The sequence below is a fragment of the Mycobacterium shunyiense genome (assembly GCF_058270075.1).
The window spans coordinates 333,574-349,492 of record NZ_JBZDPU010000014.1 but is presented as its reverse complement, the minus strand read 5'-3'; the positions used below and the strand labels follow the sequence as shown (position 1 = coordinate 349,492).

13 protein-coding genes and 1 tRNA gene are annotated in these 15,919 nt (G+C 65.3%); 6 read left to right on the top strand and 8 right to left on the bottom strand.

The features are described from left to right. Nucleotides 1-122 precede the first annotated feature (122 nt). Nucleotides 123-407 carry a cell division protein CrgA gene (gene crgA, locus AC4ELH_RS12665; protein WP_036443688.1) on the bottom strand — a complete coding sequence of 95 codons (285 nt, stop codon included), beginning with the start codon at nt 405-407 and terminating at the stop codon, nt 123-125. 94 nt (nt 408-501) lie between these two features. On the opposite strand from crgA, the gene AC4ELH_RS12660 reads away from it, so the two are divergent. Both AC4ELH_RS12660 and AC4ELH_RS12655 read left to right on the top strand, forming a co-directional pair. Further along, a complete protein-coding gene (locus AC4ELH_RS12660; RefSeq protein ID WP_055119247.1) occupies nt 502-1,251 on the top strand; it encodes a DUF881 domain-containing protein in 750 nt (249 codons plus the stop codon). A gap of 100 nt (nt 1,252-1,351) precedes the next feature. Further along, the gene (locus tag AC4ELH_RS12655; RefSeq protein WP_498884739.1) at nt 1,352-2,026 is read left to right on the top strand and encodes an aminodeoxychorismate/anthranilate synthase component II; all 675 of its coding nucleotides are present in this window, start codon (nt 1,352-1,354) and stop codon (nt 2,024-2,026) included. Here the strand turns inward: AC4ELH_RS12655 and pknB are convergent. The 7 genes from pknB to AC4ELH_RS12620 all read right to left on the bottom strand — a co-directional run bounded on the left by pknB (nt 2,004) and on the right by AC4ELH_RS12620 (nt 11,721). Beyond that, nucleotides 2,004-3,875, bottom strand: a complete 1,872-nt coding sequence (gene pknB / locus AC4ELH_RS12650) for a Stk1 family PASTA domain-containing Ser/Thr kinase (protein WP_064957525.1) — start codon at nt 3,873-3,875, stop codon at nt 2,004-2,006. The two genes, AC4ELH_RS12655 and pknB, sit on opposite strands and share 23 nt — an antisense overlap. Then, the gene (locus tag AC4ELH_RS12645) at nt 3,872-5,134 is read right to left on the bottom strand and encodes a protein kinase domain-containing protein (protein ID WP_055119253.1); all 1,263 of its coding nucleotides are present in this window, start codon (nt 5,132-5,134) and stop codon (nt 3,872-3,874) included. Before AC4ELH_RS12645 ends, pknB begins: the two co-directional genes overlap by 4 nt. 22 nt (nt 5,135-5,156) lie before the next feature. Further along, the gene (gene pbpA, locus AC4ELH_RS12640) at nt 5,157-6,635 is read right to left on the bottom strand and encodes a D,D-transpeptidase PbpA (RefSeq protein WP_064885492.1); all 1,479 of its coding nucleotides are present in this window, start codon (nt 6,633-6,635) and stop codon (nt 5,157-5,159) included. Continuing rightward, the gene (locus tag AC4ELH_RS12635) at nt 6,632-8,047 is read right to left on the bottom strand and encodes an FtsW/RodA/SpoVE family cell cycle protein (protein WP_448444435.1); all 1,416 of its coding nucleotides are present in this window, start codon (nt 8,045-8,047) and stop codon (nt 6,632-6,634) included. The genes pbpA and AC4ELH_RS12635 overlap by 4 nt, the downstream gene beginning before the upstream one ends. Further along, nucleotides 8,044-9,564, bottom strand: a complete 1,521-nt coding sequence (locus tag AC4ELH_RS12630) for a PP2C family protein-serine/threonine phosphatase (RefSeq protein WP_064885489.1) — start codon at nt 9,562-9,564, stop codon at nt 8,044-8,046. Before AC4ELH_RS12630 ends, AC4ELH_RS12635 begins: the two co-directional genes overlap by 4 nt. Nucleotides 9,565-9,649: 85 nt before the next feature. After that, nucleotides 9,650-10,117, bottom strand: a complete 468-nt coding sequence (locus AC4ELH_RS12625) for an FHA domain-containing protein FhaB/FipA (RefSeq protein WP_055119261.1) — start codon at nt 10,115-10,117, stop codon at nt 9,650-9,652. A gap of 131 nt (nt 10,118-10,248) precedes the next feature. Continuing rightward, nucleotides 10,249-11,721 (bottom strand): FHA domain-containing protein, encoded by a 1,473-nt coding sequence (locus AC4ELH_RS12620; RefSeq protein WP_498884735.1) that lies wholly within the window; start codon nt 11,719-11,721, stop codon nt 10,249-10,251. A gap of 274 nt (nt 11,722-11,995) precedes the next feature. On the opposite strand from AC4ELH_RS12620, the gene AC4ELH_RS12615 reads away from it, so the two are divergent. The 4 genes from AC4ELH_RS12615 to AC4ELH_RS12600 all read left to right on the top strand — a co-directional run bounded on the left by AC4ELH_RS12615 (nt 11,996) and on the right by AC4ELH_RS12600 (nt 15,867). Beyond that, nucleotides 11,996-12,078: transfer RNA gene (locus tag AC4ELH_RS12615), tRNA-Leu, on the top strand. A 671-nt stretch (nt 12,079-12,749) separates the two neighbouring features. Continuing rightward, the gene (locus AC4ELH_RS12610) at nt 12,750-14,177 is read left to right on the top strand and encodes an SIR2 family protein (RefSeq protein WP_498884733.1); all 1,428 of its coding nucleotides are present in this window, start codon (nt 12,750-12,752) and stop codon (nt 14,175-14,177) included. Between the two features lie 35 nt (nt 14,178-14,212). Then, the gene (locus AC4ELH_RS12605; RefSeq protein ID WP_498884731.1) at nt 14,213-15,109 is read left to right on the top strand and encodes a DNA-processing protein DprA; all 897 of its coding nucleotides are present in this window, start codon (nt 14,213-14,215) and stop codon (nt 15,107-15,109) included. 188 nt (nt 15,110-15,297) lie between these two features. Then, on the top strand, nt 15,298-15,867 hold the full coding sequence (locus tag AC4ELH_RS12600) for a phosphoribosyltransferase (protein WP_498884729.1): 570 nt from the start codon (nt 15,298-15,300) through the stop codon (nt 15,865-15,867). Nucleotides 15,868-15,919 lie beyond the last annotated feature (52 nt).

Sequence of the window (15,919 nt, the reverse complement as noted above, 5' to 3'; positions counted from 1 at the left end):
AGTTATCCACAGGTGCTATCCCCAATGGGGATGAATCACAACGATGTGATTGAGCATCGCCGGCGTTGCTGGGCTGGTAACGCTGAAAACGTAAGATGAATTCATTATCGTCTGCTCTCGGATCAACGCCAGCGCATCGTGAGCAACAGCCCGCTGATCATGAAGGCAAAGGCGACCGCGTAGTTCCACGGACCCATATCGGCCATCCACTGAAGGAAGGACGGGGTGTCCACGGGGTTGGTCGCGGCGAGCTGGAAAACCAGCAGCCACAACAGGCCGAACAGCATGAGACCGATGAACAGCGCGACGAACCACACACTCGACGGTCCGGCTTTCACCTTGACCGGAGTCCGGCTCACCTGCTTGATGGTGAAATCGTTCTTCTTACGGACTTTGGACTTGGGCATGGGTACCTTCGCGGACAGTCGGCGTCACACGGTGCGACGATGAGGCAGGATGCCTCACGAGCCTAACGTAGCTGCACGTCCAGGAGAGACTGCGATGGACCAACCGGATCGATCCCCCTGGCGCTTCGGCGTCCCGGTGGTCTGCCTGGCCGCCGGTTTGTTGCTGGCCGCCACCCACGGGGTCTCGGGTGGTGACGAGATTCGCCGCAGCGACGCACCCCGGCTCGTCGACCTCGTGCGTGAGGCCCAACAGTCCGTCGACCGGCTCACGGCCCAGCGCGACTCGCTGGCCACCGAGATCGACAGTCACCACGGCGGATCGCCAGGCTCCCACGCGGCCCTCGAGGCCATCACCCGACGTTCGGCCCAGTTGGCCGTGGACGCGGGCACAGTTCCCATGCGTGGGCCTGGCCTGGTGGTCACCCTCAACGATGCCCAACGCGACGCCCAGGGGCGCTTCCCCCGCGACGCCTCCCCCGACGACCTCGTGGTACATCAACAGGACATCCAGGCCGTCCTCAATGCGCTGTGGAGTGCCGGTGCTGAAGGCATCCAGATGCAGGACCAACGCATCATCGCGACCTCGGCGCCCCGCTGCGTCGGCAACACCCTGCTGCTCAACGGCCGCACCTACAGTCCGCCCTACGTGATCACCGCGATCGGCGACGCCCCGGCCATGCAGGCCGCGCTCGCGGCAGCCCCTCTGGTCACCCTGTACAAGCAGTACGTGGTGCGCTTCGGATTGGGCTATGTCGAGGAGCCCCGGGCCGAGGTAGAGCTGACGGGGCACACCGAGCCGGTGCGAATGCGCTACGCGAAACCTGCGGGCCCTGTCGGCTATTGATCTCTGTCTGCGCTGACTCCGCGACCGGGGCGCAAAAGTGCGAGTACAGACCGCCGTCACCGCAGAATCGATGCCCTGGATCATCCAGTAACCTGGGCCGATGCAGGTTCTGGTCGTCGACAACTATGACAGCTTCGTGTTCAACCTGGTCCAGTATCTGGGCCAGCTCGGGGTGGACGCGCTGGTCTGGCGCAACGACGATGAGCGCCTGGCCACCGAGGCGGACCTCGCCAAGATCGCAGCCGACTTCGACGGCGTGCTGCTCAGCCCCGGCCCCGGCACCCCGGAACGTGCCGGCGCCACGATCCCGCTCGTACACGCGTGCGCGGCGGCAGGCACTCCCCTACTCGGCGTCTGCCTGGGGCATCAGGCCATCGGCGTCGCCTTCGGCGGCACGGTCGACCGCGCACCCGAACTGCTGCACGGCAAGACCAGCGTGGTGCATCACTCCGACGCCGGCGTGCTCAAGGGTCTCCCCGATCCGTTCACCGCGACCCGCTACCACTCGCTGACGATCCTGCCCGAGACCGTGCCGGACGAGCTCGAGGTGATCGGGCGGACCGACAGCGGAGTGATCATGGCGGTGCGGCACACCGAGCTCCCCATCCACGGCGTGCAGTTCCACCCGGAGTCGATCCTGACCCAGGGCGGGCACCGCATGCTGGCCAACTGGCTCGGCGTCTGCGGTGCCGCCCCGGAGGAACGTCTGGTGGCCGCGCTCGAGGCCGAGGTGGCCCACGCCGTAGCGGCGGCTACGACGCGAAGCTCAGCGTGACCTTCGCCCCGAAGTTCACCGCGCTGCCCGCCGGCGGACTCTGGGTGACGACAGCGTTGGTGCGCTGACCGCTGTCGCGGATGTCAGGCCCCTTGTCCAGTACCCCGGTCCAGCCGAGAGAGGTCAGTCGCGGATAGACGTCGTCCCAGACCTGGCCGACCAGGTTGGGCATGACGAACTGGTTGCCCTTGGAAACGTGGATCTGGATCGGCGTGTCCTTGGGAACCGACGTGCCGGCGGCTGGTTCGGTACCCACCACCTGCCCTGGAGGCGCGGTGTTGTCGACGTCGATGACCACGGTGTTGGTGAAGCCCGAGGCGGTCAAAATCTGCTTGCACACATCGGCGCTCTGACCCTTGCAATCGGGAACCGAGGTGTCCTCGGGGCCCGAACCCACCACGAGGGTGACCTCGTAGATGATCCCCGCGGTTTGGTTGGCCGGCGGGTTGGTGGCCAGCACCCGGCCCTTCTGCTCCGGCGTCGACGGGCTCGCCGATTCCTTGACCTTGTCGAACCCGGCGTCCTTCAGCTTCTGTCGGGCCTGGCTCGGGGACAGGCCGGCGACGTCGGGGATCTGGGCCTGCTCGGGTCCGCGGGAGACGTTCACGGTGATCTCGTCACCGGCGGCCGCCATGCTGTTGGCCCCCGGGTCGGTGCTGATGACGTACCCCGGCCGAATCTGGTTGTCCGGCTTGTCTTCGGTGCGGGTCTTGAACCCGCGGTTCTGCAGTGTGGCGACGGCGTCGGCCGAACGCTGACTGCTCACGTCGGGCACCTGCACGTCGCGTGGCTTGCCGTCGAACATGTTGATCGCGACTGTCACCACGACAGTCAGCACCGCCAGTACCGCGACGGCGATCAGCCAACGGGCCAGCGAGGCGTTGCGGTCGGCGGGGCGAGGCACCACCAGGTTCTGGGTGGGCGCAGCGCCACCCTGGGTCAGCATCGGCCCGGAGTTCATCATCGACGTCCGCTCGGCGTCGGTGAGCACCTTGGGTGCCTCGGGAGCCTCGCCGCTGTGCACGCGGATCAGATCAGTGCGCATGTCGGCCGCGGTCTGGTAGCGATTGTCCGGATTCTTGGCCAGTGCCTTGAGCACGACGGCGTCGAGCTCTGGGGAGATGCCCGTGTGCCGGCTCGACGGCGGGACCGGATCCTCGCGGACATGCTGATAGGCCACTGCCACCGGGGAGTCACCGATGAAAGGTGGTTCGCCCGTGAGGATTTCGTAGAGCACGCAGCCCAGTGAGTACACGTCGGAACGAGCGTCGACGGTTTCCCCGCGGGCCTGCTCGGGCGACAGGTACTGCGCGGTGCCGATCACCGCGGCGGTCTGCGTGACGCTGTTGCCGGTATCGGCCAGGGCCCGCGCGATACCGAAGTCCATCACCTTCACAGCATTGGCCTTGCTGATCATGATGTTGGCCGGCTTGACGTCCCGGTGCACGATGCCGTGCTGGTGGCTGAAGTTCAGCGCCTGGCAGGCGTCGGCGATGATCTCGATCGCGCGCTTCGGCGGGATCGGACCCTCGGTGTGCACGATGTCGCGCAGCGTCACACCGTCGACGTACTCCATGACGATGTAGGGCAGCGGCCCGTTGGGTGTCTCGGCCTCGCCGGTGTCGTACACCGCAACGATGGCGGGATGGTTCAGCGCGGCCGCGTTCTGCGCTTCCCGGCGGAAACGCAGGTAGAAGCTGGGGTCGCGGGCCAGGTCGGCGCGCAGGACCTTGACCGCGACATCGCGGTGCAACCGCGTGTCGCGTGCGATGTGGACTTCGGACATGCCGCCGAAGCCGAGGATTTCACCGAGTTCATATCGGTCAGAGAGATGCTGAGGCGTCGTCATTGCAGTATCTGTTCTGGTGCCTTCGGGACAACCTGAGCGGCGGCTCCCCTGGGCACGATCGCGTGGAATGCCAGGTCCGGCAACGCTGCCGGCGTTTGGTAGGGCGTCGTCTGGGTCACCGTGTCGGTGACGGTGGGCGGGGGTTGATCCTTGCGGTCCTGAGCATTGAGGACGATCAGGATGGCAATCACGATTGCCAGCGCGCCGAGTACCCCGGCGGCCCACAGCAGGGCACGTTGACCCGACGAGAACGTGCGTCGCGGGGCGGGCGCGGGCCGGTGTGCGGCCGTGGTCGGCCTGGCCCGGGTGGCGGTCACCGGGGTGCGGCCGCTGAGGTCCGCTGCGGCGCGCGCCTGCGCTGCCGACGGAACCGCCGCCGGGGCGGCCCGACCGAGCGTCGGAGCCTGGTTGGGACGCGGGGGACGACGACCGGAGCGCACCGCGGCGACCGCGTCGGCGAAGGGGCCGCCCGACTTGTAACGCATCCCCGGGTTCTTCACCAGGGTGATCTCGATCAGCTCCCGCACGTTGGGCGGCAGATCGGCGGGCAGCGGCGGCGGGGTCTCCTTGATGTGCTTCATCGCCACCGTCAGCGCACCGTCGCCGGTGAACGGCCGCTTGCCGGAGACAGATTCGTAGCCGACGACTCCCAGGGAGTACACGTCGCTGGCCGCGGTGGCGTCATGGCCAAGCGCCTGCTCGGGCGCGATGTACTGCGCGGTGCCCATCACCATGCCGGTCTGGGTGACCGGGGCGGCGTCGACAGCCTTGGCGATACCGAAGTCGGTCAGCTTCACCTGACCGGTCGGGGTGATCAGGATGTTGCCCGGTTTGACGTCGCGGTGCACGAGGCCAGCGGTGTGTGCCACCTGCAGGGCGCGTCCCGTCTGCTCGAGCATGTCCAGGGCGTGGCGCAGCGACAACCGGCCGGTGCGCTTGATCACCGAGTTCAACGGCTCGCCGTTGATCAGCTCCATCACCAGGTACGCCGTGCGGCCCTCGCCGTCCAGCTCGGTCTCGCCGTAGTCGTACACGCTGGCGATGCCGGGGTGGTTGAGCATGGCCACCGTGCGGGCCTCGGCCCGGAACCGCTCGACGAACTCGGCATCGGTGGAAAACTCGGCCTTGAGTACCTTGACCGCGACGCGCCGGCCCAGCCGGGAGTCGACAGCCTCCCAGACCTGACCCATGCCGCCCGTGGCGATCAGCCGCTGCAGCCGGTAACGCCCGGACAGCGTGACTCCAACGCGCGGGCTCATTTCTCGCCTCCGGCGAGGTGACTCATGACGCCTCCCGCAGTGCCGCCGAAATGGTGGCACGTCCGATCGGGGCGGCGAGTGCGCCGCCGGTGGCCGACAACCGGTCCCCGCCGTCCTCGATCAACACCGAGACCGCGACCTTGGGGTCACTGGCCGGTGCGAATGCGATGTACCAGGCATGCGGCGGAGTGTTACGGGGATCCGTCCCGTGCTCTGCCGTACCGGTCTTAGAAGCGATCTGCACGCCGGCGATGGCTCCCTTCTGCTGAGTCACCTGCTCGGCGGCGACCATCAAGTCCGTAAGTGTAGCTGCGACCTGGGGTGACACCGCCCGGCGCTCTTGGGCGGGGGCGGTGGTGGCGATCGTGGCCAGGTCGGGTCCTTTTAGGCTATCCACAAGATACGGGCGCATGGCGATGCCGTCATTCGCAATGGTGGCGGCCACCTGCGCATTTTGCAGGGGTGTCAAAGCGACATCCCGCTGCCCGATGCTGGACATACCCAGTGCCGCCGCGTCCGAAATCGGCCCGGTGGTCGATTCGGCCACCTGTAGCGGAATGGTGGGCGGGGCTTCGTCGAGTCCGAACGCCTGGGCGGTGGACTTGAGTTTGTCGGCGCCGGTGTTGAGGCCCAGCTGAACGAACGCGGTGTTGCAGGATCTGGCGAACGCCTCACGCAGCGTCGCGGTGGGACCGGGACCGCACGAGGATCCGCCGAAGTTCTCCAGCGTCGCGGTGCTGTCGGGTAGCGGGATCCGCGGCGCCGCGGTCAGCTGGGTATCCGGAGTGGCGCCGGCCTGAAGCGCAGCCGCGGTGGTGATCACCTTGAACGTGGAGCCCGGCGGGTAGGTCTCCGAGATGGCGCGGTTGAGAAGTGGGGACTGCTCGTTGTCGCGCAACTGCTGCCAGGCCTCGCTCTGGGCGCCCAGGTCGTGTGTGGCGAGTTGGTTGGGGTCGTAGGAGGGAGACGACGCCATGGCAAGGATCTTGCCTGTCGAGGGCTCCAGGGCCACCACAGAGCCCTTGCAGGGGCCGTCGTTGCAGCCGTGCTGCAGCGCATCCCAGGCGGCCTGCTGCACCTGCGGATTGATGGTGGTGTCGACATTGCCACCGCGCGGGTCGCGGCCGGTGAAGAAATCGGCCAGCCGGCGGCCGAAGAGGCGCTCGTCGGAGCCGTTGAGGATGGTGTCCTCGGCCCGCTCCAGCCCGGTACTGGAATAGCCCAGCGAGTAGAAGCCGGTGATCGGGGCGTACACCTCGGGGTTCGGGTAGACCCGCAGGAAGCGGAACCGGCCGTCGGTGGCCTTCGAATAGGCCAGCAGCTGGCCGCCTGCGGTGATCTGGCCCCGCTGGCGCGAGTACTCGTCGAGCAGCACCCGCTGATTGCGCGGGTCCGCACGTAGCCCGTCGGCGGTGAAAACCTGGGTGATCGTGGCGTTGGCCAACAGCAGCACGATCAGCACCATGATCGTGACTGCCACCCGGCGCAGGGAGGTGTTCATACCTTCTCGATCACCTCGGTGCTGGCCGCAGCGATCGGGGTGGGGTTGGGCGCCGGCGTGGTGGTGATCGGCCGCCGTGCGGAGTGAGAGATGCGCACCAGGATGGCCAGCAGGATGTAGTTGGCCAGCAGCGAAGATCCGCCGTAGGACATCCACGGGGTGGTCAGCCCGGTCAGGGGAATCAGCTTGGTGACGCCTCCGACGACGATGAACAGCTGGATGGCCAGGGTGGCGGACAGGCCGGCGGCCAGCAGCTTGCCGAAGCTGTCACGCACCGCGATCGCGGTGCGCATGCCACGGATGATGAAGATCGTGTAGAGCATGAGAACGCCTGCGAGCCCGACCAATCCGAGCTCCTCGCCGATCGCGGCGATGATGAAGTCGGTGGCTGCGGCGGGCACCGTCCCGGGTTGTCCGTTGCCCAGACCGGTGCCGAAGATGCCGCCGGTGGCGAAGCTGAACAGGGATTGCACCATCTGGTAGCCGGCGCCGTCGGGATCGGCGAACGGGTCGAGCCAGGTCTCCACCCGCACCCGGACATGGCCGAAAACCTGGTATGCCACAACGCTTCCCGCGGCGAAGAGGGTCAGCCCGATCACCACCCAGCTGAGGCGCTCGGTAGCCACGTAGACGAGCACGAGGAACGAGGCATACAGCAGAAGGGAAGTGCCCAAGTCCTTTTCGAAGACCATCACGCCCACCGAGGCGGCCCAGGCCAGCAGCAGGGGAGCCAGGTCACGGGGCCGTGGCAGGTCGAGGCCGAAGAAATGTTTCCCCGCACTGGTGAACAGATCGCGCTTGGCCACCAGCACCGCAGCGAAGAAGATCAGCAGCAGGATCTTGGAGAACTCGGCGGGCTGAATCGAGAAGCCGGGGAACTGGATCCAGATCTTGGCGCCGTACTGCTCGGAGTATCTCGTCGGCAGCAATGCCGGAATCACAAGGAGCACAAGGCCGGTCAGCGCACAGATATACCCGTACCGGGCAAGCATGCGGTGGTCGGTCAGCAACGCGACCACGACGGAGAAGCCGATCACGCCGATCAGCAGCCACGTCATCTGCTGGCTCGCGGTGCCACCGAGCCCATCCGTCGCGGTTTCCCCCTTGGCCAGGTCGAGCCGGTGGATCATGACCAGGCCCAGCCCGTTGAGCAGCGCCACGACCGGGAGCAGCAGCGGGTCGGCATACGGCGCGAACCGGCGGATGGCCAGGTGGGCGACGCCCATCAGGGCGATGAAGGCGACGACGTAGCCGACCAGGTCCCAGCTCAGGCCCTGCTCCTGGTTGGCCTCGACGATCAGCAGCGCGATGGTGGTGATGAAGGCCGCGAACCCCAGAAGCAGAAGTTCCGCGTTGCGCCGATTGGGGAGCGGCGGCATGACGGTAACCGGCGACTGGGGTTGAGTCGTCATGACACGGCTCGGCAGTTCTTCCCCGGTTCTTGTGGTGGGGGCGGCAATGCGGTGACCGTCGGGGACTGTGTCGGTAGGACCGGAGCCGGCACAACGGCGGTCCCGGGCGCCGAGGATTCAGGCGCAGGCGTTTCGGGTGCCGGCGTCTCCGCGCCAGGTGCCGGAGTCGGCGCGACACCCGGAGCAGGTGACGGCGACGGCGACGGACTGGGCGGTGGGGTGGGCCTCGATGTCGTCGGCGCGGTGCGCGGCGCACACACCGGCAGGACGGAGCCGTGGGCCATGTCGTTGATCTGCTTGATGGCCTCGTCCTGCGTGCCACCGGGCAGGCCGGCCGCCACCGAGGTGCGCTCGGACTGGCGCAGGTCGTCGACCGCCATCAAGCGGCAGTCGAGCCGGCTCCGGTCCTCGTCGACGCCGATCAGCGACAGTTCGTTGCGTGCGTTCAGGCAGCCCAGGCGGTACGGCTCCTGCAGGGAGATGCCCAGAAACGAGCCCTGCACCCCGCGCATGATCGACACCGTGCCGTCGTGTGCGGCGACGTAGTAGTTGTTGCGGATGATCTGCCGCCCGATCGCCAACCCGCAGATGAGCACCAGCACCAGCAGTACGGCGGCGATCAGTATCCGGCGTCGCGACCGCGGCTTGCGGTCCGGCTCGGCCGGCTGGGGGACCACTCGTTTGGGCTCGTTGCGGCGCGGGTTGAACGCAGAAGCCCGCCCGGCAGCGGTGTCCGGCGGCGCGCTCTGGTCGTCGTCCCCGGACACGGCGCCGGCCAGAATCGGCTGGGTCTGTCCGTAGTCGTAGTCGACGACGTCGGCGACCACCACGGTCACGTTGTCCGGTCCGCCGCCGCGCAGGGCCAGCTCGATCAACCGGTCGGCGCTCTCGGCGACGTCCTCGATCTGGAGGGCCTCGTGGATGGTCTCGTGGCTGACCGGATCGGACAGACCGTCCGAGCAGAGCAGGTAGCGATCGCCGGCCTTGGCCTCACGCATGATCAGGGTCGGCTCGACCTCGTGGCCGGTCAGCGCCCGCATGATCAGCGAGCGCTGCGGATGGCTGTGGGCCTCCTCGGCCGTGATCCGACCTTCGTCGACAAGGGTCTGGACGAAGGTGTCGTCCTTGGTGATCTGGGTCAGCTCGCCATCGCGCAGCAGGTATCCCCGGGAATCGCCGATGTGGAGCAGGCCGAGGCGGTTGCCCGCGAACAGGATCGCGGTGAGCGTCGTGCCCATGCCCTCGAGTTCAGGGTCGGCCTCGACGTGTGCCGCGATCGCCGCATTGCCCTGGGCCACGGCTGTATTGAGCTTGCCCAGCAGGTCGCCGCCGGGTTCGTCGTCGTCGAGGTGGGCGAGCGCTGCGATGACCAGCTGCGAGGCCACTTCGCCTGCGGCGTGGCCGCCCATGCCATCGGCCAGTGCCAGCAACCGCGCCCCGGCGTACACCGAGTCCTCGTTGTTGGCGCGAACCAGCCCGCGGTCACTGCGCGCGGCATATCGGAGTACGAGGGTCATGTTGTTTCTCGTGCTCCTCGCATGCGCAGTATCCGATCTGCTCCTCGCGTGCGCAGTGCCGGATCTGCTCCTCGCGTGCGCGGCGTCACGGACGCAACTCGATTACCGTCTTACCGATTCGGACCGGCGTCCCGATCGAAACCCTTACCGCTGTTGTCACCTTCGCCCTGTCAAGGTATGTGCCGTTGGTCGATCCTAGGTCCTCGACGTACCACTCCGAACCTCGTGGCGAGAGCCGGGCGTGGCGCGTCGAAGCGTAATCATCGGTGAGCACCAGTGTGGAGTCGTCGGCACGGCCGATCAGTACCGGCTGGGCACCCAATGTGATGCGGGTACCGGCCAGTGCGCCCTCGGTGACCACCAATTGCCGCGCGATGTGACGTCCGTCCCGACTCGGCAGCAGAGAGCCGCGGAGGGCCAACCCCCGGCGCACCATCACAGCGCCCGTGGGCGCATAGATATCGGTCCGCAGGATGCGCAGCACCGACCAGATGAACAGCCACAGCAGCAGGAGGAATCCGACACGCGTCAGTTGCAGCACTAACCCCTGCATCTGACGTCCTCTCCGTATCCGCCCCACTGGTATCGCTCAGCTACCGTCGGCAACGTCACGATACTTGGACGGCGTTCGCCGTGAGGGCGAAGCGGGGTGCTTGCCACTCAGGTGTGTCCGGTCTCAGACGCTCAATGCACGCGCACGATGATCTCGGAATGGCCCAGCCGGATCACGTCGCCGTCGGCCAACTGCCACTCCTGCACCGGTGCATTGTTCACCGTGGTGCCGTTGGTGGAGTTGAGATCTGACAGCAACGCGACCTGGCCGTCCCACCGGATCTCGAGATGCCGGCGTGACACCCCGGTGTCGGGCAGACGGAACTGTGCGTCCTGACCGCGGCCGATCACGTTGGCGCCCTCACGGAGCTGGTAGGTGCGGCCGCTGCCGTCGTCGAGCTGCAGCGTGACTGCAGCGCCACCTGCGGCATAGTCACCGCCGCCGTAGCCGCCCTGCTGGGCACCGTAACCGGGCTGGCCGCCCTGCGGTGCGCCGTAGTCGCCGCCGCCGAAGCCGCCCTGATCGCCATAGCCTGCTGCGTCGCCGTAGCCGGGCTCCGCGTAACCGCCGCCCTGCTGGGGCTCGGCGTAGCCGCGACCGTAATCCTGCGGCTGGCCGTAGTCCTGGCGTCCGTAGGACTGTCCGCCGCCACCGCCGTAGCCGCCCTGTTCGGGGTAACCGCCACCCTGCTCCGGGTAGCCGCCGCCCTGGCGGGGGTCCTGACGTCCGTAGTCGTAGTCGCTGGCGCCGCCGTAACCGGGTTGGCCACCCGCGGGGGCCTGCGGGGGCTGGCCGTAGCCACCACCCGGTTGGCCGCCGTAGCCGCGGTCATAGCCACCGCCCGGCTGGCCGCCTTGCTGGCCGCCGTAGCCGGCGGGCGGGCGCTGCTGCTCGTAGGACTGCGGGGGGTAGCCGCCCTGGTCGGGGTAGCCGCCTTGATCGGGGTAGCCACCCTGGTCGGGGTACCCACCGCGGTCGCCGCCGCCGTAACCGCCGCGCTGCGGAGGGTAGCCACCCTGATCCTGCGGGGGATAGCCACCTTGATCCGGTGGGTACTGCCCGCCACGGGGGTCATCCTGCGGGTGGCCGTAACGGTCGTCGTAATAGTCGTCGCCGGGCCGCCCTTGTCCCTGGCCGCCGCGGTAATTCGGGTTATCGGTCATAGGTGGTTCTCCTGATTCTGCGGTGAACGCATGGTCGCCTTGGGCTCGCGCGGATTCGCCAGCGGTCGAATCGGGGTTAACCGCGCCATGTGCGCGGAACTGTCCGGTGTGCAAGTTCGGTGATTGCTCGAATCTAACGACCACATCACCATACGTTTGCCACCCCTGATCACGAATGAATCCCCCCAGATGTTTGGCGAACGCGGTCGAGGTCAGGTCAGTATCGGCGCTTACTTTCTTATAGTCAGTGCCACTGAGCGTAATTACGTAGTCGTTCGGTGCCAAAACTCGTCCACCGGCCACCGTACGGGCTCGGGACTCGGCTTCCCGGCACAACGCCGTCTCTACTTCCTGGGGCACAATCGAGCCGCCGAAGACCCGGGCGAACGCATCGCCGACGGTCGACTCGAGTTTGCGTTCGATGCGGTCGACCAGACCCATGTCACCGCCCGCCTTTTCTCGTTGTCGTACGTCGCCTCGGCACGGCCACCCGTGCTCCCGCGTGTCGCTCTGGCCACACTGCTCACAAGCATGGTATCGGCCTGGTGCCGTAATGCGGGACCAACAGAACTCTGAGAATCCGATCGATGCAGGTCAGTGACCTGATCTAGATGAGGTTAAGGGTTTTCTGACAGTTTGACGGCCGCCTGATCGGCCCGCTGATCGGCTGGTTTGGGAACGGCGCGCTCGCAGTGTTACGCTGCCTCGGTCATTCGGGCGAGTGGCGGAATGGCAGACGCGCTGGCTTCAGGTGCCAGTGTCCTTCGGGACGTGGGGGTTCAAGTCCCCCTTCGCCCACAGAGAGCGGTTCTACGAACCGTAGGCATAAAGGTCACGAACTCGAAAAGGGTTCGTGACCTTTATGTTTGGTGGGGTTGGTGATCGGGAGACCGTGTATCGATACGGCCGGGACTTCCGTTGTTGAATCCCCTTTCGTTCGGGCCGACCCGTTTCATATTCGCTATAAGGCCTACACCTCCCGCCCCGCCTCTACCCTCCGGCTGACAGGGACAACGAGAGACGACGGTTGCGGTGGAGGCGGGCGACGCCCTCGAAAAGCAGTACGACGCCTTTGGAACGCAGCGACCACCGGATGTCGGGCAACGCCCCGGATGAGATTGATCTGACGGCTATCGCGCCGCTCACGCCGCCCCTCGGCACACGATTCTCAAACTCAGGCGACTTGCCTTCGACAAGGACAAGTTCGTGCGTCCCTTCAACTGCATCCGAGATACCGCCTCGCGTACGTCTCCAACAGCGATCGAGATCGTAGCGACCCAGATCTGGCCGCGTTCAACAGCGAACAGACGGCATACGACGAAGTACTCCGGAATTCATCGCTCCACCAAGTTCGGCAGTGGCAAGTACGTCGATATCGGGCCCAGCGTCCGAATCGACCGGAGCTCCAAGTGAGGGAGACGGTTGAACGCCGGCTCTCGCACCGAGCGATTACTTGACACAATGTAGATATGCCCATCAGCCATTCCGCGTTCGTCGAGACGTACGGGCAAGCGATCCTTTCTGGCAACGCCGCGGTCTTCATCGGCGCCGGATTGTCCCGAGCTGCTGGCTACCCGGATTGGGGCGCGCTCTTAGCGCCGATGCAGAGTCGTTGCAGCATCCCTGATCATCACGATCTGCCGCTGGTCGCCGAATACATCACGCTCGATCCAGCTAATGGAGGACGGGCCGCTCTTGTCACACACATCTTGACTGCAATGACGGGCACCCCGCCGGTACCCACCATCAGCCATCAAATCCTGCAAAAACTCGACATCAAGGAGATCTGGACAACCAACTACGACCGACTCCTAGAGACGGCGATTCCCGAAGCGGTGGTCATCGCTGGCGAGGGTGCGACACATGAGATCGCGTCACACAAGAGGGCGATTATCAAGATGCACGGCAGTATCGGCGCGGGCGGCTCCTGGCAGCAGCCGCCGGTGATCACCCGCACCGACTACGAGCGATACGAACTGGACAACCCGCGTACGTGGACAGTGCTTCGCTCGTCCTACATGAGCCGTACGATGCTGTTCCTGGGGTTCAGCTTCTCTGACCCCAACATCGAGATCCTCCTACGGCTCGCTCGAACCCTCGGCACAGCATCCGATGATCGCCACATCGCGATCATGAAGCCTCCGAATGGTCCTACAGACACCGACGATGACCGGCGAATTCACAAGCTTCGAGTCATGGATCTCGAAAACAGCGGCGTGACTGTCTGCGAGATCCAGGACCACAGCGAAATCCCCGATCTGCTCGCAGACCTAGCATTGCGCACGCGCCCTCCGCGCCTCTTCATCGCTGGCAGCGCTAAATTGGTAGACCCAACTCCCGAGCAAGACGAAGAGATCCTCGGTCCGTGGTGCGCTGCGGTCGCATCCACCCTTGTGGACGAGCCTCAATGGGAGATCCACAGCCTCCGCGGCCCTGCAGGTTGGCTGACGTCACGCGACGTAGCGCGAACCCGGCTCAAAGAAGGAAGCTACGACCCTAGCCATATAGTGCTGCACTTCCGCGGCAAGAGCGAGCCCCCCGACGCGCCCCCGGAGAGGGTCGGCACCTCGATATACACCGATCGAACTCGAGAGCAGCTTGTTCCCGGCGTCCTCGATGATTGCCGCGCACTAGTGGCTATAAGAGGCGGTGGCCGCACCGCCGAAGAGATTCGTTGGGCTAACGATCGACGCGTCGCGGTGATCCCCATCGCCGGGTCCGGAGGTGCTGCCCGTGACTACTGGCAAGCCAACCTGGCCGCTCCGCCAGACATTGGCAGTCGGCCGACCGACAAAGCGACCTGGGAGCTGCTCAATGACAGCGATCCGGGCATCGCCGGACGTGCAGCGAAAAAGCTGCTTGAGCAGGCTATGTACAAAGCCCCGAGCGTGCCGTGATTCAGATGTCACAGCACCCTCGTAAAGTTGCGCGCATGGAGCAGGAGTATGTGCGGCAAGTTGCGATCGTCATGGCCGCGCTGGAGTTGCTTCCAGCCCAGCCCAGCGATCTAACTGGGATTCTCCGTGATCCCGACCAGTTCCACGCCTTGATTGATCCCCACGCACAGTCTCACGAATCTGAACTTGTGGGGTACTTGCGAGCCAACCTTGACCCAGCGCGAATTGATCACTGGCACAAGCAGGTTGACCACCTCATTATCAGCGAAATCGCGTTCCCGATCCTTGCGGGGAACCTACCGGACGCGCCGACGTACCCGCCGAGGCTCGCAGAGTGCTGGGATGCTCCGCCGCTACTTTTTTCGTCGGCTTCGCTCGACGACAGCAGAGAACGAGCGTCGATCGCCATCATCGGGAGCCGCGCTGCCAACAACGAGATACTCACAGAAACCCGCCAATTGGCTGCAGATCTTGCTGCCTCGGCAACTATTGTTTCCGGCCTTGCCCTCGGCGTTGATGCTGCTGCGCATGAGGGCGCTCTTGACGTTGGCGGCCGCACAGTCGCTGTCATGGGTACTGGAATCACGCGCATTTACCCCGAGCAAAACCTTGATCTCGCACAGCGAATCCGAGCGACGGGAGCAGTCGTCTCACAATTTGCACCGTTTGCGCCGAGAACAAGTACATCGTTCCTACGTCGCAATGCCGTGATCGCGGGTCTGAGCGACATCAGCATCATCATGGCAGGCGAGTACCGCAGCGGAAGTCGCAACGAGATCAGGCACGCCATGGACTACGGTCGCGCCGTGCTCATGTGGGCACCCGGGCTAGAGCGTCAGCAGTGGGCACAAAAACTCGCGGACGCTGGCGAAGCCGCGTTCATAACTGACGTTGATGATGTTCGCCTCGCGATAAAGGAGATCGACCACTGATCGAAAACGTTGACCCGCACCTGTGGGAGCTCTCTGAAACGGCAATCCCTGAACTCGTAGCCGTTCCCGTCGACGGTCAAGCGGAAACCTGTTGGCGGTGTCGGACATGGACCAACTGGGAAACCGGCGAATGTTGGAACTGCAATCAGAACTTCCAGAAGCTGGGCACGCCCGCCGTACCGTTGGACATGATCTCTCTCTACGAGAAGCCGTCCCAGCTGCGAGAGTGGCTCACTTGCTATAAGGGTCGTCTTGACGAGAGCGAACCATTCATCCCAGAGTACGTCGACGTAGTGAAAGCCCTTATAGCTCGGTATTTCTACGAGAACGGCGCCAGGATCTTGGACCGCTGTGCCGTTGATGTGATTACCGTCGTGCCGTCCTCTAGCAGACCCGCGCCGCATCCAATGGAATCGGTTCTCAAGGACCTTCCGCTGACCGTTCCGGTTGAGACACTGCTGATTCGCGGACCGGGCGAACTCGGCTTCAACCATCCGTCACAAGACGGATTCCTCGCCATAGATTCGCAGCCGCGACGTGTTCTACTGGTTGACGACGTGGATACGACCGGCGCGCGAATCAATAGTGCCGCATACTCTTTGACTAAGGCCGGCCACACTCTTTCTGGCGCCTTCGTGATCGCCCGACGTATCAACGTTCGCTACAAGGGCACTCCGGCATTCTGGGAGACTCAAAAAAGCAAGCGGTTCACGTGGTCGGACGGTCCGCTTGTGAACAGCCAAAGGCCACCGTCATAGCCAGAAATTGGGCGAATCGGAATCACTCTGAACGCTGGCACCTGCCGGATGC